Here is an 18330-nt window from a genome sequence, read left to right on the forward strand (position 1 = left end):
CGTTGGACGAACGTCAGACCGCGAGGGACTCCGCGTCCGCCACGCGCTCCAGGCCCGACCTGGTCGACAGCGGCTTCTCGCGCAGGAACCACACGAGGACGAACGCCGCGATCATCACGATGCCACCGGTCATGAAGACCGTGTCGATCGCGCCGGAGAACCCGTCGAGGAACGGCTTCGCGAGCACCGGGTCGAGGTGGTTGAGGAACTCGGTGTTGTTGATGTCCACACCGCTTCCGCTCTGCAGCGTCTTCGCGAACTCCGGGTTCTGGGCCAGCGCGGCCTTGAACGCGTCGGTCTGCGCCGCGGCCCGCAGGCCGTCCGCGATCTTGCCGCCGACGGTGCTGAACAGGATCGACAGGAACACCGCGGTGCCGACCGTGCCACCGATCTGGCGGAAGAACGTCGCCGAGGCGGTCGCCACGCCCATGTCACGGGGTTCGGCGTCGTTCTGGATCGCCAGCAGCAGCGTCTGCATGCACTGGCCGAGGCCCGCGCCCATCAGGAACATGTAGATCATGACCTGCCAGGTCGGCGTGTCCGTGCCGATGGTGCTGAGCAGGAACAACGCGATCGCCATGAGCCCCGCGCCGATGATCGGGAACACCTTGTAGCGCCCGGTCGTCGAGGTGACCTTGCCGGCGATGGCGGTGGCCGACATGATGCCGAACGTCATCGGCAGCAGCAGGAGACCCGCGACGGTCGGCGTGACGCCCTTGACGATCTGCAGGTACAGCGGGATGGAGACCATGCCGCCGAACATGCCGATGCCGAGCACGAAGTTGATCGTGTTGCCCAGCGCGAACGTGTGGTTGCGGAACATCCGCATCGGCAGCAGCGCCTCGTCGCCCATGCGGTTCTCGACCCACACGAACGCCAGCAGGCCCAGCACGCCGATCACGTACATCGCGATCGAGAGACCCGACGCCCAACCCCACTCGCGGCCCTGTTCGGCCACGATCAGCAGCGGCACCAGGCCGACGGTCAGCGCGATGGCGCCGCCGAAGTCGATGCGGTGGTTCACCCGCTGGTGCGGGATGTTCAGCACGCGGGCCACGACGAACAGGGCGAGCAGCGCGATCGGGACGTTCACGAGGAACACCCAGCGCCAGCCCGTCACGCCGAGGAACGAGTCCAGACCGGCGAACACGCCGCCGATGACCGGGCCGAGCACGCTGGCCGAGCCGAACACGGCCATGAAGTACGCGGAGTACTTGCTGCGCTCACGCGGCGAGATGATGTCCGCCATGATCGCGAACGCGAGCGACATGAGACCACCGGCGCCGAGGCCCTGCACCGCGCGGAACGCGGCGAGCTCGTACATCGACGTCGCGATGCCGGAGAGCAGCGAACCGGCCAGGAACAGCGTGATCGCCGCCAGGTACATCGGCTTGCGCCCGTAGATGTCCGACAGCTTGCCGTACAACGGGGTCGTGATGGTCGCGGTGATCAGGTAGGCGGTGGTCGCCCACGCCTGCAGCGTCTGCCCGTGCAGCTGGTCGGCAATGGTCTTCATGGCGCTGGCGACGATCATCTGGTCCAGCGCGGCGAGGAACATGCCCAGCAGCAGGCCGGACAGCACCGTCATGATCTGGCGATGCGTCAGGGAAACCCCTGGCGTGGGTGTCGCATCGGTTGTTGATGACATTTTCTAGTCTTCCCCTCCTGCGCGGGTCCCCGTCCCGCGGTCGGTCATGTACGACGGAACAGTGCGCTCGTAGTCCTGCACGAAGCGCTCGAACAGCTCCGCGAAAAGCTTGAATTCCTCTTCCGGCCACTCGGCGAACATCAGCTCGATGGCCTCGTTGCGTTGCCGGCGCCGGTTCTTGATCAGCGTCCGTCCCGCCTCGGTCACCGCGAGAACGCTCGCCCTGCCGTCCGCCGGGTCGGCGTGCCTCTCCACGAGCCCGTCCTTGACCAGCGCGGCGACCTGCCTGCTGACCGTCGACGGGTCGGAGAGCACCGCCTCCGCCAGCGCGCTCGAGCGGCACTCACCGAGACCGGAGAGCGTCGCGAGGAGCACGAAAGCGGACTTGTCCATGCCCTGCTTCGCCATCTGGTGGCTCATCTGGGCGTGCATCTTGTTCAGGCGCACCATGGCCATCCCGATCCGATCCGCGAGCTCGTGCTCGGGATCGAAGGCCCAGGCGTTGCTCGTGCACCTGCCCGGATCGACCATCTGCCACCTCGTTGCTTGTATCACCCAACTAGTTGCTCGCTACAAGCATCCATCTCGGTCCAGCAGATTGCAAGTGAGTTTCAGGTCTCACTCCACCGCGGAGTGGTACGTGCGCGGCAGGTAGTTGTTACCGACGGGTAGCAGGTCGGGTTACCCGCCGGTAGCATCCGGTGCCATGAGCCAAGACGTGTCGTTCGTCGCCGACGCCATGAAGCAGGCGGTGCCGTACGTGAAGACCACCGGCATCGAGTTCGAGGAGGTCTCCGCCGGCCGCGTCGTCGCGTCGCTGCCGGACGAGCCGACGCTGCACAACCACATCGGCGGCCCGCACGCCGCGATGATGTTCGGCCTCGGCGAGTCCGCGTCCGGCGCCGTCGTGATGGCCGCGTTCGCCGCCCACCTCGGCAAGGCCACGCCGCTCGCCGTCCGCGCGGACATCTCCTACAAGAAGATCGCGATGGGCGTGCTGCGCGCGGAGGCCGTGCTGGGCCGCTCCGCGGACGAGGTCCTGGCCGAGCTGGAGTCCGGCACGCGGCCCGAGTTCCCCGTCACCATCACGATCACCAACGCCGAGGGCGTGATCACCGGTGAGATGGTGGTCGTCTGGACGCTCAAGCCCGCACGCTGAACTGGGCATCTCCGTATTTCGGTTCGACATCCCGGTGAACCGATCCGACCGAAATACGTAACCTTGGCCACACCCCGTCCCGACGGCAGTATGCAGGGCTATGTCGGGGTGGAGATCTGTGGGCGGAATCGTGCTGGTCCTGTTCACCGCGGGGTGCGCCACGCAGGTGCAGCAGTCGAGGCCGGTGGCGGTCGAGAAGCCGGCCGAGGACACACCGGTGACCTCGTCGGCGTCGGCGACCGTTCCGCCTGCCCAGCTCGGGATCAGCGTGACGTCGATCGTCGACGGCCGTGCCGTGATGCTCTCCGACGGGTCGAAGGCCGAGGTCGGCGGCCTCGCCCAGCCGGGACCGTGCTGGGCGGAGGCCGCCGGGAAGTTCGCGGCGGCGATGCTGCTCAACCAGCAGGTGCGCTACGACAGGACCACCGGCGCGCTCAGCCTCGCCGACGGCACGGACTACGCGTTGCTCGCGCTGGGCAACGGCGCCGGCCGCACCGCGGGCACCCCGACGCCCGCGCAGAAGGAGGCGGAAGGCGCCGCGCAGCGCGTTCCGATGGGCCTGTGGGGTGCGCCCTGCGGCGGCAAGGAGACCCTCGAGACGTCGACCCCGCCTCCCCCGCCGCCGGTCACGACCACGACGAAGCCGAAGCCCGCCACCACGACGCCCAAGCCGAAGACGGTCTTCTACGCGAGCTGCGACGACGTGGTCCGGGCCGGCAAGGCGCCGCTCTACTGGGGCCAGCCCGGCTACCGCGTCGAGCTCGACGCGAACCGCAACGGCATCGCCTGCGAGTCCCGGTACGGCTACCGGTGACCCAATAGCCTCAGGCCCATGAAGCTGGACAACGCTGCCGTCGACTACACGCCCGGTGAGGCCGGGGCCATCGCGAAGCGGGCGGAGGACCGGGGCTACGACGGGTTCTGGCTCGCCGAGACCAAGCACGACCCGTTCCTGGCGCTGGCCGGTGCCGCCGCGGCGACCGAGCGGATCGAGCTCGGCACGGCCATCGCGGTGGCGTTCGCGCGCAACCCGATGACGGTCGCGACGACGGCGAACGACCTCCAGCTGCTCTCCGGCGGCCGCTTCAACCTCGGACTGGGTTCGCAGGTCGAGGCCCACATCACCAAGCGCTTCTCGATGCCGTGGGGCAAACCGGCGGCGCGGATGCGCGAGTTCGTGCTGGCGATCCGCGCGATCTGGCACGCGTGGGAGACCGGTGAGCGGCTGGCGTTCCGCGGCGAGTTCTACAAGCACACGCTGATGACGCCGTTCTTCGACCCCGGCCCGAACCCGCACGGCACCGCGCCGATCTACCTCGCGGGCGTCGGCGAGCGGATGACGGAGGTGGCGGGCGAGGTCGCGGACGGTTTCCTGTGCCACAACTTCACGACCGAGAGGTACCTGCGCGAGGTGACGCTGCCGGCGCTGGAGCGCGGCCGGGCGAAGGTGGGCAGGACGCTCGAGGGTTTCGAGATCAGCGGGCCCGTGTTCGCGGCGACGAACGACGCGGAGATCGCCGACGTGAAGCGGCAGATCGCGTTCTACGGGTCGACGCCCGCGTACAAGCCCGTGCTGGACCTGCACGGCTGGGGCGCGCTGCACGAGGAGCTGCACCGCATGTCGCGGCGGCAGCAGTGGGCGGAGATGAGCGGGCTGATCACGGACGAGGTGCTCGGCGAGTTCTGCGTCCTCGGCTCCCCGGAGACCGTCACGGCCGCGCTGCTGGACCGCTACGGCGACGTCGTCACGAGGATCTCCCCGTCGGGAGAGGGCCTTCAGCTCCCGGAGAAGTGACTGAGCCCCGCCCGTGCGAGCTCGGCGTGGAAGGCGTCGAGCTCCGCGCGGACCCTCGCCACACCCCGCTTGCGGATCCACCTGCGTCTGCCGACGTTCGCCGCGATCAGGGCGAACGGCATGGCGAGCAGGGTCAGCACGAGCATCAAGATCATGTGTTGTCTCCTCAAGGGTTGCGAACGTGCAACGACCAATCGAGACATCGCTTACGGTACCGGCTCCAACGCCACCCAGGTGGAGCAAAGTCACCGACAGCGCGATAGTTCTTGACTAATTTTGTTTTCGGTGTGACGCTGGCTCCATGTTCGAAGTGGCGGTGATCGAGGACCCTTCCGCGGCCGAGGTGTCGCTGGACCCGGTGCGGGCGCGTCTGCTCGCGGAGCTGGCAGAGCCCGGATCGGCGACGATGCTCGCCGCGAAGGTCGGGCTGCCGAGGCAGAAGGTGAACTACCACCTGCGCACGCTGGAGCAGCACGGCCTGGTGGAGCTCGTCGAGGAACGGCGCAAGGGCAACGTGAACGAGCGCCTGCTGCAGGCGACCGCCGCGTCCTACGTCATCTCCCCGACGGCGCTCGCGGCCGTGCAGCCCGACCCGGCGCGCTCCCCCGACCGGTTGTCCGCGCGGTGGCTGCTCGCGGTCTCGGCCAGGCTGGTGCGCGACGTCGGCACGCTGATCACGGGCGCGACCAGGGCGAAGAAGCGGCTCGCGACCTTCGCGCTCGACGGCGAGGTCCGCTTCGCCTCGGCGGCGGACCGCGCGGCGTTCGCCGAGGAGCTCGCGGGCTTCATGACGCAGCTGGTGGCGAAGTACCACGACGAACAGGCCGAAGGAGGGCGTCCGCACCGAGTCGTCGTCGCCCTGCACCCGAGCGTGAACACGTCCAAGGAGGAAGAGTCGTGACCCGCGAGTTCGAGATCAGCAAGGAAGTCGAGGTCGACGGGACCCCGGAGCAGGTCTGGGACGCCATCGCCACGGGCCCGGGCATCGACTCGTGGTTCATGGGCCCGCACACCGTGGACGGACGCCTCGGCGGACGCATGACTCTCGACATGGGCTTCTTCCAGGAGTCCTCGACCATCACCGCCTGGGAGCCGGGCAAGCACCTCGCCTACTCCAGCGCCAAGGGCGAGGACGGCACGTTCCACGCGATGGAGTACCTGATCGAGGGCCGCGACCAGGGCACGACCGTGCTGCGGTTCGTGCACAGCGGGATCCTCGCCGACGGCTGGGGCGACGAGTTCGTCGACCAGCAGTCGCACGGCTGGAACATGTACCTGTTCACGCTGGGCCAGTACGTGAAGCACTTCCCCGGACAACGCGGCACGTACGTCTTCGCGCAGGCTCCCGAGGAGCAGCCGGAGGACGCGTGGCCGCGCCTGGCCGCCGCGCTCGGCGTGCCGGCGGAGTTCCAGGTCGGCGACGAGGTGACGCTGCGACCGCTGGGTGTCGAGGGAGTCGTCGACTACGGCCTGCCCGGCGTGATGCTCGGCGTGCGCGGACCCGAAGGGCTGTACCGGTTCCACGGCACGAACGCCGTCGGTCACCACGTCTTCGGCGACGCGACCGGCCAGGCCGAGCGGTGGCAGGCGTTCCTGGCTCAGACGCTGGGCGGGCAGACCTCGTAGACGTAGTCCTCGTGCCCGTACGGCACGATGTTCCGGTCGCGGCGGATGACCGACACCCGTCCGCCGCGGTCGGCGCAGGACTTCCGGAAACCCTCGTCGGTGTACTCGATCTGGAAGAAGTCGTCGCCGAAAGCCTCGGCGTAGGACCCGCACTTGCCCTGCGCCTGGCAGTCCTCGGTGATCGCGAAGTCGAAGCCGATCTCCTTCTTGCCCGCGGTGCCCAGTTCGGCGGCGTTCTTCTGCGCTACGGCAAGACCCTGCTCGTGCGCGTACCGCACGAACGCTTTCATGAACTCCTTGGTGGCGTTGAGGTCGAACGCCCCCTCGGCCCGCGTGTAGGAGTCGAGGTTGTCCGGCTCGACGCCCTTGAAGTAGGACGTCTTGCAGTCCTTGATCCACTTCTTCTGGATCTCGAGAATCCGGCTCCGCTTCTCGCCCGTGGAGATGTCGAGGATGCCCTCCTCCCACTTCGGGTCGATCGCGAGCTCACCGCCGGGCTTCTTCACCAGCAGGTCCTCGTGGTTCTTCCGCCACCAGTCGAGCCCGCCGTCGGCGCCGGCCGGCTGCGTCTGCAGGGCGTTGAGGTAGCAGATGTTGTAGCGCCGGCCGTCCACGATCTTGCTGCGGTCGCGCACCACGATCTTGACCGGCACGTCGGGCTGGTAGGCGCCGCCGAGCTGGTAGTCGAGCTGCCCACCGGCCGGCGGCTTCTCCCGCGGCGGCAGCTCGGGCTCGCTGGAACAAGCCGCGACCAGCAACACGGCGAGGACAGGCATCATCAGGGTGCGGAAATCCACGTGTTCGACGACCTCTTCGAGTCGGGCGAGCGGACAGCCTGCTCCACCAAGTGTTGCACCGGCGTGAGGCCGTTCGTGGCGGCGCGAGGACGCCGGAGTTACGCCGTTGAGAGGCCATGGCGGATCGCGCGGCGGGTACTCCCACGTCATGCGGTGGTTGCTGCTGATCATCCTGCTGACCGGCTGTTCCGCGATACCCCTGTCCTCCGCCCCCCAGGTGGACCGGGTACCCGAGGGCACGCTCGACGCCGTTGCCGCGCGCACCTCTCTCGCGGCACTACCTCTGGCCACACCGGGCCGTCTGGACGGCTACGTCCGCGACTGCGAGGACGGCAAGGCGTGCGTCTTCGGCCAGCCGTGGTTCGACACCGATGGCGACGGCTGCGACCAGCGCAGCCAGGTGCTGGCCCGAGACCTCACCGGCGTGGAGCGCAAACCAGGCCGCTGCGGCGTCCAGGCCGGCACCCTCGACGACCCGTACACCGGCACGCAGGTGACCAGCGTGTCGAAGATCCAGATCGACCACGTGGTGCCGCTGGCGGAGATGTGGCGCAGCGGTGCCGCCGCCTGGTCGCCCGAGCAGCGCCTGGCCGCGGCCAACGACCTGCGCAACCTCGTGGCCGTGTCGGGGAAGGTCAACCAGTCGAAGAGCGACAAGACGCCTGACGAGTGGATGCCGCCCAACGACGGGTACGCGTGTTCGTACGGGCGGATCTACGTGACTGTCAAGGCGGCTTACGGACTTTCGGTGGCAGCGGCGGAACGCACTGCGCTGGAGAACGCACTCACGACGTGCGGCTGAGCTCTTCCTCCGCCGCAGCCCGCCGCGCGGCCCACTTCCGGTCGATCTCAGCCGGACGCTGGTGCCCGCATTCGACGTAGTTGCCCTGTTCATCGGTGACGTCGACGTCGTACGAACAGTTCTCGACGTAAATCGTCATGTTCTCGATGCCGTCGGCGCGTTCCTCGTCGTTCGCGTGGTACTCGACGTCGAATGCGAGCTTCTCGCCGTTGTTGTCCGTGCGGATGCACAACATCTCGTCGCGCTTGAGCCAGCGGTCCTGCCCCCAAGGCTCGAGCCAGACAACGAGCCATCTCGACGAACCGTTCCTGACGTGCATCACAGCCATGGGCGCAGCCTAGACAAAGCAGAAGGGCCAGGTCACCGGAGTGACCTGGCCCTTCCGTCTCACCGAGCCGCCTATCGGAATCGAACCGATGACCTGCTCATTACGAGTGAGCCGCTCTGGCCGACTGAGCTAAGGCGGCGAGACGAGATAACTATAACCGACCCGCAAGCCCGTTACTCACGGGGGTCGGGTTCGTTGTACCGACCGTGACTGACGTCACCACCTCCCCACCGTCGAGGAGTGGTTCATGCGCCGATCGTTGTCCGTGCCGCTGGCCGGGATGCTGCTCGCGCTCGTCGCGGCGCCCGCTCTCGCCCAGCCTCCGACCACGCCGGTGCCCGGTCCCCGCGACCCGAACCAGCCGCCTGCCTCGGCGCCGAACGGACCTCAGCCCCTGGCCCACGCCGTTGGGGACGCCGGGACCGGGTTGAGCGTCATCCGGCTGGGGCCGCAGGGCGTTCCCACGAGCACGATCCTGCCCGGGTTCGGCGAGCAGCTTCCGAAGCAGTCGGTGACCGAGTTCGGGCTGGGGCTCGCCAGCGCGCAGGTCAACACCGAGGCGTTCCTCGCGACCGAGCGGGTGGTGACGCAGGCGAACCCGTTCGGGTTCGCGGTGGCGGGGCGGTCGCCGCAGTCGCCCGGCACGCTGGTGCAGACGGCGATCCCGGACAACCCTCAGCCGACGAACGGCGGGCTGCCGATTCCGGAGACGCCGCTCGCGAAGCTCAAGGTGCTCAACGGCAGCGTGCACGCGCGGTGGGACGAGAAGCTCGGGCCGTGCGTCAGTCCGCTGGCCACCTCTAAGACGTCACTTGCGGGCCTGGAGGTGCTGAGCGCGCTGCCTGCCGAGGTGCCGTTGCCGGTGAAGACGAGCCTGATCAGCATCCCGGACACGTTCGAGGCGAACTCCGTCGTCAAGCTCGTCGACCTGCCGGGCAGCAAGAACAAGGCGGTCGAGTCGACGTCGACGATGCGCGCGGTCAGCGTCGAGCTCGCGGGTGGCATCAGGATCGACGTGGCCAGCCCGCCGACCCTCACCGCCACGGCGACCGGGGACGAGAAGACCTCCAAGATCACGTACACCGCGCCGGTGCTGAAGGTCAGCCAGAACGGCAAGGAGCTCGGCACGCTCGACGCCGCTCACCCGACGATCGACATCCCGCTGCTGCTGGACCTGGTCGTCGTCAAGCTGCAGATCGCCGGCCTCACCGAGAAGAAGGACAGGTTCTCCGGCAACGGGTTCAGCGGGTTCCAGCTCGGGGCCACCGCCCGCATGCTCGACGTGCAGGTGCTGCCGACGGACAAGCTCAAGCTGCCGAACCTGCCCGCGGCGCTCGCGCAGATCTCGCTGGGCGAGCAGATCGTGCGGGCCGCCGCGCCGCAGGGTGGCGTGGTCTGCGGGACCGCGCAGCCGCCGCAGACGACCGTGCCGCAGCAGCCGGGCGCACCGGCCGCGCCGCCCAAGGGTGCGCCGCCGCTGGCCTACACCAACGCCGCGTACAACTCGATCCCGCTGTTCTGGACGGGTACGGCGTTGCTGCTCGCGGGTGTGGTGATCTTCGCGGCGCTGCCGGGCAGGAGGCGGACGGCGCCGACCAAGCGCTGACGGGTTCAAGGGCACGCCGACACGTCGCCGAGCCCGTGACGTCAGCCGCGGTGCAGGGTCGTCACCATCGCCTCGACGGCGATGCGCGGCTTCACGTTGACCTCGATCGCCTCCCGGCAGGCCAGGACGGCCTCCAGCCGCCGCAGGATCGACTCGGCCGACCACTGCGCCGCGGCCGTGCGGGAGTCGCCGGCTCGGTCCGGGTGCATCAGCGCGGCCTCGGAGCCGGTCCGCACGACCAGCGCGTCGCGGTAGAAGCCGGCCAGGTCGACCAGGGCCATGTCCAGCGAGTCGCGCTGGGTTCGGGTGGCGCGCGACTTCTGCCGCTTCTCCAGGTCCTTCAGCGCGCCCTTGGCGCCTCGGGTGGCGGCCGCGGTGCCCTTGCCGGTGCCGCCTGCTCCCATGGCGGTCTCCAACGCCTCGCGCTCGGCCTCGTTGCGGGCCTCGTTGGCGGTGGAGGCGTCGTCCTCGGCGGCCTTGATCAGCTCGTCCGCGCAGGTGAACACGTCTCCGGGCCGCCGCAGCGCCAGCGGGATCCGCAGCACGGCCTCGCGCCGGGACCTCGACTCGGCGTCGGAGGCCAGGCGCCGGGCGCGTCCCACGTGGCCGCCGCACACCGAGGCCGCCCACTGGGCCATCTCCGGCGGCACGCCGTCCACGGACTCCAGGGCCGAGGCGATGGCCGCGGGGCGGGGTGAGCCGAGTGACACCAGACGGCAGCGCGAGCGGATGGTCACCGACACGTCGTCCGGGTGGTCGGAGGGCGCGCAGAGCAGGAAGACCGTGCGCTCCGGCGGTTCCTCGACGGCCTTCAGCAGCGCGTTGGCGGCGCCCTCGGTGAGCCTGTCGGCGTCCTCGATGATCACCACCTGCCAGCGGCCCGAGGTGGGGCGGCGGGCGGAGATCTGGACCAGCGACCGCATCTCGGCGACGGAGATCGACAGGCCCTCGGGCGCCACGACGCGCACGTCGGCGTGGGTGCCGTGCAGCGTCGTGCGGCAGCCGGAGCACTCGCCGCAGCCCGGGCGGTCGTCCGTCGCGACGCACTGGAGCGCGCCCGCGAAAGCGCGGGCGGTGGACGAACGGCCCGAGCCGGGCGGGCCGGTGAAGAGCCAGGCGTGGGTCATGACGCCGGGGGCCGGGGTGCCGCCCGCGACGATCGTGGCCGCGGCCTCCGCGGACGCCGACAGGGTCGCCACCGCGTCGGGCTGGCCGACAACCTCGTCCCACACGCTCATGGGGTCCAGTCTTCCAGCGGGGTCAGACAGCGGCTTCGGGGACCGGGCGCCTGCGGCCCGCCAGCAGCGGGACCACGGCGGCGCGGACCCGTTCGGCCACCTCGTCGACGTCGCCCTCCGCCTCGACCACGAGGTAGCGGTCCGGGTCGGCGGCGGCCATCTCGCTCAGCAGCCGCTGGACGCGCCAGTGGTGTTCCGGGCCGATGCGCTTGCCGTCGACGACCGGGCGGTCGAGCAGGATCGTGAGGTCCGGGCGCAGGCGGCCGGTGGCCCAGTCGACCAGGCCTTCGAGCTCCTGGTGCTCGAGCGAGCTCGTGGCGGTGAAGTGCGCGAGCGGTGAGTCGACGTAGCGCTCCATCACGACGATGGAGCCTCCGTCCAACGCGGGGCGCACCTGCCGTTCGACGACATCGGCGCGTACGGCGGCGGCGACCAGGGCTTGCGCGCGCACGCCGGCCAGTTCGGCGGACGACAGCATCGTGCGCAGACGGCGTTCGTCGTGCTCGGGGTCGGCGGCCAGCAGCACATCGAGACCCTCGGCGCGCAACGCGGCGGCCAGCCGGCGGGCCTGCACCGACGTGTCCTCACGGGTGTCGCCCTCGACGGCGATCAGCAGGCCCTTCGTGTGCCGGCGGCCGCGGATCGCCGCGAACAGCGACGACAGCACCGGCTCCTCGCGGCGGTCGTCCATCTGCCGGTACGCGACGAGGCCCAGCACGATGGCGATCACGGCGCCGCCGAGCATCACCGGACGGCTGGCGTCGACCTCCATCGGGTGACCGAACACGCTGATCTGCCGCTTCTGCAGCAGCGTGAGCAGCAGTGGCGCGCCTCCCGACGCACCGAACAGCACGACCTTCAGCAACGTCTGGATCAGCGCGACCGTGCGGCCGCGCATGTCGTCCTGGACCTGCGAGCCCACGATCGTGAGGCCCGTCAGGAACGCCACGCCCGCGCACGCGCCGACCAGCGCCACCGCGAGCAGCGCGATCCACAGGTGCGGGGCCAGCGCGACCAGCACGAGCGTGATGCCGGCGAGCACGATCGTGACGCCGAACAGGCGGTTGTAGGCGAGGCGCTGGGCCAGCCGCGGCGCCGTCGCCATGCCGACCGCGAGCCCGAGGAACACGGCCACGAACAGCAGGCCGAACGTCGAGGCGCCGCCCAGCAGCGACGACGCGTAGAGCTTCGCCGTCCCGATCACGACACCGGCCGCGGCGAACGCGCCGATCATGCCGATGAGCAGGCCGCGGACCAGCGGGGTCTTGCCGGCGAACTTCAGTCCCTCGCCGAGCATCGCGACGAAGCCGGGCTTGTCCTCGTCCTTCTTGCGGGTCGAGGAGACGCGGCCGGAGAGCTCCGGCAGGCGGGTCGCGACCAGGATCGCCGAGGTGAAGTACAGCAGGCCGTTGACCACGACCGCGATCGTCGCGATGGAGAAGTCGAGGTTGCCGCCCTGCAGGTTCAGGTACCCGGGGATGCCCGCGATCAGCGAGTACAGGCCGAAACCGCTGATCGTGGAGATGCCGTAGGTCATCACCAGGCCGAGCTGGTTCGCCGACTCCACCTGGTCGGGGCGGCGCAGCAGGTTCGGGACCGCCGACTCCTTGGCGGGGATCCACAGCATCGCGCAGCAGCCGACGAGGAAGTTCGCCACGAAGAGCCAGATCGGCGAGCCGACCAGCGCGATCGAGATGAACAGCGACCCGCGCAGCACGTCGCAGACCACCATGACCTTGCGGCGGTCGAACTTGTCCGCGAGCACGCCGCCGATGGGCGCGAAGAGGATGCCGGGCAGCAGCTGGGTGAGCACGACGAGGGGCAGCGCGAACGACTGCCACTCGTAGCTCTTCATCATCGTGGAGACCAGACCGGTCAACGCGAGCAGTGACAGCCAGTCACCAACGCTGCACAGGTAGGTGACGAGCCAGAGCCGCCGGAACGGCCGAATGGCGAGTACCGATCGAAGCCGGTGAACCGTGGACACGCTGGACTGGGCCTGCCCTGCCTGGCCTGCCTCGGTCGCCGGTGTGTCCGCGTCCTGAATTTCCGTCACCCCTAAGTCGCCACTCCCGTGCGGTCAGCGTAACCGGATGTGGTGAGTCAGGATGCGGGACTCACAACACGGCTAGCTGAAGATCGCTCCGAGAATGCCGAGCAGGACCAGCACGAAGAACCCGATCACGATCAGGCACCCGATGAACGCGGCCACGCCGCTCGTCTGCTGGGCGGGTTGCTGCTGTTGCTGCTGTTGTTGCGGCACAGGCATTTGCTGAAAGGCCTGGTAGGCGGGAGCGAACTCCTGCGGAGCGTACTGGTGGGGTGCCCGCGGCGCCCGTCCACGCGGCCGCCGCCGCTGTTCCTGCTGCATCTGCGCGTAAATCGCCTGACGCATCTCCTCGGAGGGCGCAGGAGGTGTCGGCACCACCACACGTGAGCTGACCGACGTCCACTGAGGAGCGACGAGGCCGTCGGCCGTCACCAGCCCCGCGAGGGGGTCGGGGAACAGCCGGGGAGGCGGCGGGGCCTGAGTCCCGTCGGGTCCGAACTCGTTGATCGGCACCGCCACCCCCTCGGCGTCAGCTCTTCGACTTGGCCGGGGCCTTCTTGGCCGCGGGCTTCTTCGCCGCCGCCGGCTTCTTGGCCGGGGCCTTCTTCTTGACCGGCCCCTTCGCGCGCTTCTCGGCCAGCAGCTCGGCCGCGCGCTCGTCGGTGATCGACTCGACGCTGTCGGTCTTGCGCAGCGACGCGTTGGCCTCACCGTCGGTGACGTACGGGCCGAAGCGGCCCTCCTTGATCACCATCGGCTTGCCGGACACCGGGTCGTTGCCCATCTCGCGCAACGGCGGCGCGGCGGCCGCACGACCGCGCTTCTTCGGCTCGGAGTAGATCTTCAGCGCCTCTTCGAGCGTGACGGTGAAGATCTGGGACTCGTCGGTCAGCGACCGCGAGTCCGTGCCCTTCTTCAGGTACGGGCCGTAGCGGCCGTTCTGCGCGGTGATCTCGGCGCCCGTCTCCGGGTCCTTGCCGACCACGCGCGGCAGCGACAGCAGCTTCAGCGCGTCGTCCAGCGTCACCGAGCTCAGGTCCATCGACTTGAACAACGAGCCGGTGCGCGGCTTCGGCGCCTTCGCCTTGGACTTCGCCGTGCCGTTCTCGGCGGGCTCGGGCAGCACCTCGGTCACGTACGGGCCGAAGCGGCCCTCCTTGGCCACGATCTCGTTGCCCGAGACCGGGTCGGTGCCGAGCGACCGGCCCTCCTGCGGCGTCGAGAACAGCTTCTCGGCGATCTCGCTGGTCAGCTCGTCGGGAGCCAGGTCGTCGGGCAGGTTGGCGCGCTGCGCGGCCTCGTCGACCTCGCGCTCCAGGTACGGCCCGAAGCGGCCGACGCGCACGACGACCGTGCGGCCCTCGTCGTCGCTGAACAGCGGGATCGAATTGACCGCGCGCGGGTCGATGTCCTCGACACCCGTGCCGACCAGCTTCTTCAGGCCGCCGGAGCGGCCGATCGAGCCGTCGGGACCGACGCTGCCGCCGAAGTAGAACCCGGACAGCCAGTTCGTGCGGCCCTGACGACCTGCGGCGATGCCGTCCAGCTCGTCTTCCAGGGCCGCGGTGAAGTCGTAGTCGACCAGGCGGCCGAAGTGCTGCTCCAGCAGCCCGACCACGGCGAACGCCACCCAGGACGGGACCAGCGCGGCGCCCTTCTTCCACACGTAGCCGCGGTCCTGGATGGTGCTGATGATCGACGAGTAGGTGGAGGGACGGCCGATGCCGAGCTCCTCCATCGTCTTGATCAGCGACGGCTCGGTGTAGCGCGAGGGCGGCGAGGTCGTGTGGCCGTCCGCGGACAGCTCCGCGATCGTCAGGTCCTGGTCCTTGACCAGCAGCGGCAGGCGCGACTCCGCGTCGTCCGACTCACCGCCGGCCTCGGCGTCGACGGTCTCGACGTAGGCCTTGAGGAAGCCGGCGAACGTGATCGTGCGGCCGGACGCGGCGAACGTGACCTCCTGGCCCGTGGCGGCACGGCCCTGGATGCGGATGCTGGTCGTGTTGCCCCGCGCGTCGGCCATCTGGGACGCGATGGTGCGCTGCCAGATCATCTCGTAGAGCTTGAACTCGTCCGGGTCGAGCTCGGCGGCCACCTGACCGGGCGTGCGGAAGACCTCTCCCGCGGGCCTGATCGCCTCGTGGGCCTCCTGCGCGTTCTTGACCTTGCGCGTGTACTGGCGGGGCTTGTCCGCGACGAACTGGGCGCCGTAGAGGTCCGTCGCCTGCGTGCGGGCCGCGTTGATCGCGGTCTCCGACAGCGTCGTGCTGTCGGTTCGCATGTAGGTGATGTAGCCGTTCTCGTACAGCTTCTGCGCCGTGCGCATCGTGCGGTCGGCCGAGAACCGCAGCTTGCGGCCGGCCTCCTGCTGCAGCGTCGAGGTCATGAACGGCGGGTACGGCTTGCGGCTGTACGGCTTCTCCTCGACCGAGGAGACCTTGACCGGCGCGTTCTCCAGACCGGCCGCGATGGCGCGGGCCTGCTGCTCGTCCAGCACGGTGACGTCGGCCTTGCCCGTGAGCTTGCCGTCCGAGCCGAAGTCGCGGCCCGTGGCGAGCCTCGTGCCGTCGACGGCCACGAGACGTGCGCCGAACTGGCGCGGCGTGGCGTCCTCACCGGCGTCCATCTGCGCGGAGATGTCCCAGTAGCTCGCCGAGACGAACTTCATGCGCTCGCGTTCGCGCTCCACGACCAGACGCGTCGCCACGGACTGCACGCGGCCTGCCGAGAGCTTCGGCATGACCTTCTTCCACAGCACCGGGCTGACCTCGTAGCCGTAAAGGCGGTCGAGGATGCGGCGGGTCTCCTGCGCGTCGACCAGGTCCTGGTCGAGGTCGCGGGGGTTGGCGGCGGCGGCCTGGATCGCGGACTCGGTGATCTCGTGGAACACCATCCGGCGGACCGGGATCTTGGGCTTGAGCGTCTCGAGGAGGTGCCAGGCGATGGCCTCGCCCTCGCGGTCACCGTCTGTCGCGAGGTAGAGCTCGTCGACGTCCTTCAGGGCTTCCTTGAGTTCGGTGACCAGCGACTTCTTGTCGGCGGAGACCACGTAGAGCGGCTCGAAGCCGTGGTCGACGTCCACGCCGAGCCTGGCCCAGGCCTGGCCCTTGAACTTCGCGGGGACGTCGGCGGCACCGCGCGGCAGGTCCCGGATGTGTCCCCGGGAGGACTCCACGACGAAGTTGCTGCCGAGGTACGAGGCGATCTTGCGCGCCTTCGTGGGCGACTCGACGATCACCAGTCGTCGGGTGTTGCCCCCGCCTCCGCTGCTCTTTCTCGTCCGTGTCGATCCAGCCACTCGCCGTCCCGCTCTCTTCCAAACCCGTTCCCAGGCCCGCCAGTGTTGCCCAGCGCCGGCCGAAAAGCACACCATCCGTCGTGTGTCTGCGACGCCCGTACGACGGAACAGAGTGACACAACCATGCCCGATCGCCCGCTCAGGCCGCCGGCCAGGTGCTCAGCGCCACTCCCTGCGGAGGGCTTCCGACCAGCTCAGCGAGCCGCGCCAGCCGTCGCCGGCCGGTCACCCGCAACGCCGGTGCCCCTACCAGGGTGCACGGAAGTCCGGATGCGAGCAGGGCATTTTGCAACGGCAGGTGTGTCTGCGGTGCGTTGGGGTCCAAACCGAGCAGGTACGCGGACTCCATCCAGCTGCCCGCGGCCAGCGCCCAGACGCGCAGCACTGCTCCGTTCAGTTCGAAGTCCGCGGGCACCTTCTTGACGGTTCCCTCCAGCCAGCGGGCGGCCAGAGGGGTGAGATCGGTGCGGAACGGCGTGCGGACGAAGTGCGTGCCCGCCTCGTTGACGCACAGCTCGGTGGTGACGCCGCGCTCGGCGCACGCCTGCTTGAGGGGGCTCAGCCGCCAGTCGTCGCGCAGCTCGGTGTACACGCGGGCGGCCGTGCCCCGCGCGAAGCTGACGGCCTGACCCGGCCCGCAGAGGAAGCCGGCGAGGTCCGCCTTGGCCGGGTTCCGCGCCTCGGCCGAGAAGAAGGACAGCTGCCCAACCACGGCCCACAGGGTAGAACAGACGTTCGACTGTGACCAGTGGGACAGCTGTTACGACCCGGTCCCGCGCAGCCCGTCGCACGTCTGCGACCTGCCCAGCGCGTCGGCGTACTTCGGCCGCTTCTCCAGCTCCTGGAACGTCGCCCGGAGGTCCTCCGGCGTGGTCACGACGTTGGTGTCGGCCAGCACCTTCTCGGCGTTCTCCCAGAACTGCGCGTCCGGCGCCAGCGCCTGCACGGGGGCCTGCGCGGCCCCGTAGGACTTCGCGGACTCCGCGACGAACTTCACGAACCGCTCGTGCACGCCGTCGAGGTCGCTCTCCGGCGCGCCCAGGTCCTTCAGCTTCTTCTCGGCGTCCGCGAACGCGGTGGCGTTGGACGTGACGAGCCCGACGTAGGCCGTCTTGACGGCAGCGGGGTCGGCCGGGTCCTGTTTGCGCAGCTCAGCGCCTGCTTTCGCGCCGGGGGCGACACCGCCGCAGACCGCGTCCACCCACTGCCGCTGGGCGTCGGTGATCGGCTTGTCCGCGTCCGAGCCGCAGGCGGTCAGCACGGCGGCACCGGTCAGGACGACGGCGAGCAGGGGTGTCCTCATGCGGCCTATTTTGCTCGGGACGGTCCGGGGCAGGTCCGAGCACACCTCGTTCGCGCGGATCACCCGAACGCGTACACGTTCGGGTGATCCGGTCAGACGTCGTTTCCGCCTGTCAGGTGGTGGGAGGAGCCGCCTGCAGGCCCTTGCAGTTGTTCGCCTTCTGAGCGGCTCCGGCGAGGCCCGTCTCGTCGAACTTCCTCTGCACGTCGGCGCCCGCCTTCTCCAGCTCGCCCGCCCTGCCGACCATCTCGGTGAAGGCGGCGACGACCTGGTTCTCGTCGCCGGCCGCGTCGAGCTTCGACTTGGTGCCGGCGAGCAGGTCCTTGATCTGCCCCATGCCCGAGGAGGCGGCCGAGACCAGCTCCTTCGACTTCGGGTGCGGGCCGTCCTCGAGCGCCTTGAGGTCCGCGATCGACTTGTCGGCCGCCGCGACCTTGGTGCCGAGCCAGTCCGACAGGCCCTTCTTGAGGGTCGACGGGTCGTTCATGTCGATCGGGGGCTCGTCGGCCATGGACTTCACGGTGCCGTCGACGGCGCCGCAGACCTTGTCCATCCACGCCACGACGTCCGCCTCACTGGCGGTGGCCGTGGTCGTGGACGACCCTCCGCTGCTGCACGCGGAGACCGCGAGCAGACAGCTCGTCACAACTGCGATGACTGTGCGGCGCATGGGCTCCGAA

At 69.5% G+C, this 18330-nt stretch carries 19 protein-coding genes and 1 tRNA gene; 7 read left to right on the top strand and 13 right to left on the bottom strand.

Annotated features, from left to right (window positions below; translation table 11 throughout):
* Window positions 1–13 precede the first annotated feature (13 nt).
* Together ND450_RS30630 and ND450_RS30635 are read right to left on the bottom strand one after the other, a co-directional pair.
* On the bottom strand, window positions 14–1648 hold the full coding sequence (locus ND450_RS30630; protein WP_371927444.1) for an MDR family MFS transporter: 1635 nt from the start codon (window positions 1646–1648) through the stop codon (window positions 14–16).
* 3 nt (window positions 1649–1651) lie between these two features.
* On the bottom strand, window positions 1652–2179 hold the full coding sequence (locus tag ND450_RS30635; RefSeq protein ID WP_253321921.1) for a MarR family winged helix-turn-helix transcriptional regulator: 528 nt from the start codon (window positions 2177–2179) through the stop codon (window positions 1652–1654).
* A gap of 175 nt (window positions 2180–2354) precedes the next feature.
* Between ND450_RS30635 and ND450_RS30640 the strand changes: the two genes are divergently transcribed.
* The 3 genes from ND450_RS30640 (at window position 2355) to ND450_RS30650 (ending at window position 4602) form a co-directional block, all read left to right on the top strand.
* A complete protein-coding gene (locus tag ND450_RS30640; protein ID WP_253321922.1) occupies window positions 2355–2807 on the top strand; it encodes a DUF4442 domain-containing protein in 453 nt (150 codons plus the stop codon).
* A gap of 118 nt (window positions 2808–2925) precedes the next feature.
* A complete protein-coding gene (locus tag ND450_RS30645; RefSeq protein ID WP_253321923.1) occupies window positions 2926–3621 on the top strand; it encodes an excalibur calcium-binding domain-containing protein in 696 nt (231 codons plus the stop codon).
* An 18-nt stretch (window positions 3622–3639) separates the two neighbouring features.
* Entirely contained in the window at window positions 3640–4602 is a 963-nt protein-coding gene (locus ND450_RS30650; RefSeq protein WP_253321924.1) for a TIGR03617 family F420-dependent LLM class oxidoreductase, read from the top strand.
* Here ND450_RS30650 and ND450_RS30655 read toward each other — a convergent pair.
* Complete coding sequence (locus ND450_RS30655) at window positions 4584–4757, bottom strand: hypothetical protein (protein WP_253321925.1); 174 nt, start codon at window positions 4755–4757, stop codon at window positions 4584–4586. The two genes, ND450_RS30650 and ND450_RS30655, sit on opposite strands and share 19 nt — an antisense overlap.
* A gap of 146 nt (window positions 4758–4903) precedes the next feature.
* On the opposite strand from ND450_RS30655, the gene ND450_RS30660 reads away from it, so the two are divergent.
* Window positions 4904–5503, top strand: a complete 600-nt coding sequence (locus tag ND450_RS30660; RefSeq protein WP_253321926.1) for a helix-turn-helix domain-containing protein — start codon at window positions 4904–4906, stop codon at window positions 5501–5503.
* Entirely contained in the window at window positions 5500–6228 is a 729-nt protein-coding gene (locus ND450_RS30665; protein WP_253321927.1) for an SRPBCC domain-containing protein, read from the top strand. Before ND450_RS30660 ends, ND450_RS30665 begins: the two co-directional genes overlap by 4 nt.
* On the opposite strand, the gene ND450_RS30670 is transcribed toward ND450_RS30665, so the two are convergent.
* Window positions 6201–7025: an endo alpha-1,4 polygalactosaminidase gene (locus tag ND450_RS30670; RefSeq protein ID WP_253321928.1), complete on the bottom strand. Its 825-nt coding sequence runs from the start codon at window positions 7023–7025 to the stop codon at window positions 6201–6203. The two genes, ND450_RS30665 and ND450_RS30670, sit on opposite strands and share 28 nt — an antisense overlap.
* Before the next feature lie 148 nt (window positions 7026–7173).
* Between ND450_RS30670 and ND450_RS30675 the strand changes: the two genes are divergently transcribed.
* Window positions 7174–7827 (top strand): HNH endonuclease family protein, encoded by a 654-nt coding sequence (locus tag ND450_RS30675; protein ID WP_253321929.1) that lies wholly within the window; start codon window positions 7174–7176, stop codon window positions 7825–7827.
* Here ND450_RS30675 and ND450_RS30680 read toward each other — a convergent pair.
* Window positions 7811–8155 carry a hypothetical protein gene (locus ND450_RS30680; RefSeq protein WP_253321930.1) on the bottom strand — a complete coding sequence of 115 codons (345 nt, stop codon included), beginning with the start codon at window positions 8153–8155 and terminating at the stop codon, window positions 7811–7813. The two genes, ND450_RS30675 and ND450_RS30680, sit on opposite strands and share 17 nt — an antisense overlap.
* Before the next feature lie 65 nt (window positions 8156–8220).
* Window positions 8221–8294, bottom strand: a tRNA-Thr gene (locus tag ND450_RS30685).
* A 108-nt stretch (window positions 8295–8402) separates the two neighbouring features.
* On the opposite strand from ND450_RS30685, the gene ND450_RS30690 reads away from it, so the two are divergent.
* Window positions 8403–9761: a hypothetical protein gene (locus tag ND450_RS30690; RefSeq protein ID WP_253321931.1), complete on the top strand. Its 1359-nt coding sequence runs from the start codon at window positions 8403–8405 to the stop codon at window positions 9759–9761.
* A 41-nt stretch (window positions 9762–9802) separates the two neighbouring features.
* On the opposite strand, the gene ND450_RS30695 is transcribed toward ND450_RS30690, so the two are convergent.
* The 7 genes from ND450_RS30695 to ND450_RS30725 form a co-directional block, all read right to left on the bottom strand.
* Complete coding sequence (locus ND450_RS30695; protein WP_253321932.1) at window positions 9803–10999, bottom strand: DNA polymerase III subunit delta'; 1197 nt, start codon at window positions 10997–10999, stop codon at window positions 9803–9805.
* A 22-nt stretch (window positions 11000–11021) separates the two neighbouring features.
* Complete coding sequence (locus ND450_RS30700; RefSeq protein WP_253321933.1) at window positions 11022–13055, bottom strand: MFS transporter; 2034 nt, start codon at window positions 13053–13055, stop codon at window positions 11022–11024.
* 72 nt (window positions 13056–13127) lie between these two features.
* A complete protein-coding gene (locus ND450_RS30705; protein ID WP_253321934.1) occupies window positions 13128–13562 on the bottom strand; it encodes a hypothetical protein in 435 nt (144 codons plus the stop codon).
* Window positions 13563–13578: 16 nt separating this feature from the next.
* The gene (gene topA / locus ND450_RS30710; protein WP_253321935.1) at window positions 13579–16347 is read right to left on the bottom strand and encodes a type I DNA topoisomerase; all 2769 of its coding nucleotides are present in this window, start codon (window positions 16345–16347) and stop codon (window positions 13579–13581) included.
* Window positions 16348–16486: 139 nt separating this feature from the next.
* Window positions 16487–17059 carry a hypothetical protein gene (locus ND450_RS30715; RefSeq protein ID WP_253321936.1) on the bottom strand — a complete coding sequence of 191 codons (573 nt, stop codon included), beginning with the start codon at window positions 17057–17059 and terminating at the stop codon, window positions 16487–16489.
* 48 nt (window positions 17060–17107) lie between these two features.
* Complete coding sequence (locus ND450_RS30720) at window positions 17108–17650, bottom strand: hypothetical protein (RefSeq protein WP_253321937.1); 543 nt, start codon at window positions 17648–17650, stop codon at window positions 17108–17110.
* Between the two features lie 112 nt (window positions 17651–17762).
* Entirely contained in the window at window positions 17763–18320 is a 558-nt protein-coding gene (locus ND450_RS30725) for a hypothetical protein (RefSeq protein ID WP_253321938.1), read from the bottom strand.
* Window positions 18321–18330 lie beyond the last annotated feature (10 nt).

The organism is Lentzea sp. HUAS12, from assembly GCF_024125735.1.
Classification (GTDB): Bacteria; Actinomycetota; Actinomycetes; order Mycobacteriales; family Pseudonocardiaceae; genus Lentzea; species Lentzea albida.

What these genes read in the sequence shown, in the direction of transcription:
- ND450_RS30725 (WP_253321938.1), bottom strand. Translation starts at nt 18,320, where the DNA reads ATGCGCCGCACAGTCATCGCAGTTGTGACGAGCTGTCTGCTCGCGGTC.
- ND450_RS30690 (WP_253321931.1), top strand. Translation starts at nt 8,403, where the DNA reads ATGCGCCGATCGTTGTCCGTGCCGCTGGCCGGGATGCTGCTCGCGCTC.
- ND450_RS30650 (WP_253321924.1), top strand. Translation starts at nt 3,640, where the DNA reads ATGAAGCTGGACAACGCTGCCGTCGACTACACGCCCGGTGAGGCCGGG.
- ND450_RS30635 (WP_253321921.1), bottom strand. Translation starts at nt 2,179, where the DNA reads ATGGTCGATCCGGGCAGGTGCACGAGCAACGCCTGGGCCTTCGATCCC.
- ND450_RS30675 (WP_253321929.1), top strand. Translation starts at nt 7,174, where the DNA reads ATGCGGTGGTTGCTGCTGATCATCCTGCTGACCGGCTGTTCCGCGATA.
- ND450_RS30695 (WP_253321932.1), bottom strand. Translation starts at nt 10,999, where the DNA reads ATGAGCGTGTGGGACGAGGTTGTCGGCCAGCCCGACGCGGTGGCGACC.
- ND450_RS30640 (WP_253321922.1), top strand. Translation starts at nt 2,355, where the DNA reads ATGAGCCAAGACGTGTCGTTCGTCGCCGACGCCATGAAGCAGGCGGTG.
- ND450_RS30720 (WP_253321937.1), bottom strand. Translation starts at nt 17,650, where the DNA reads ATGAGGACACCCCTGCTCGCCGTCGTCCTGACCGGTGCCGCCGTGCTG.
- ND450_RS30630 (WP_371927444.1), bottom strand. Translation starts at nt 1,648, where the DNA reads ATGTCATCAACAACCGATGCGACACCCACGCCAGGGGTTTCCCTGACG.
- ND450_RS30660 (WP_253321926.1), top strand. Translation starts at nt 4,904, where the DNA reads ATGTTCGAAGTGGCGGTGATCGAGGACCCTTCCGCGGCCGAGGTGTCG.
- ND450_RS30655 (WP_253321925.1), bottom strand. Translation starts at nt 4,757, where the DNA reads ATGATCTTGATGCTCGTGCTGACCCTGCTCGCCATGCCGTTCGCCCTG.
- ND450_RS30680 (WP_253321930.1), bottom strand. Translation starts at nt 8,155, where the DNA reads ATGGCTGTGATGCACGTCAGGAACGGTTCGTCGAGATGGCTCGTTGTC.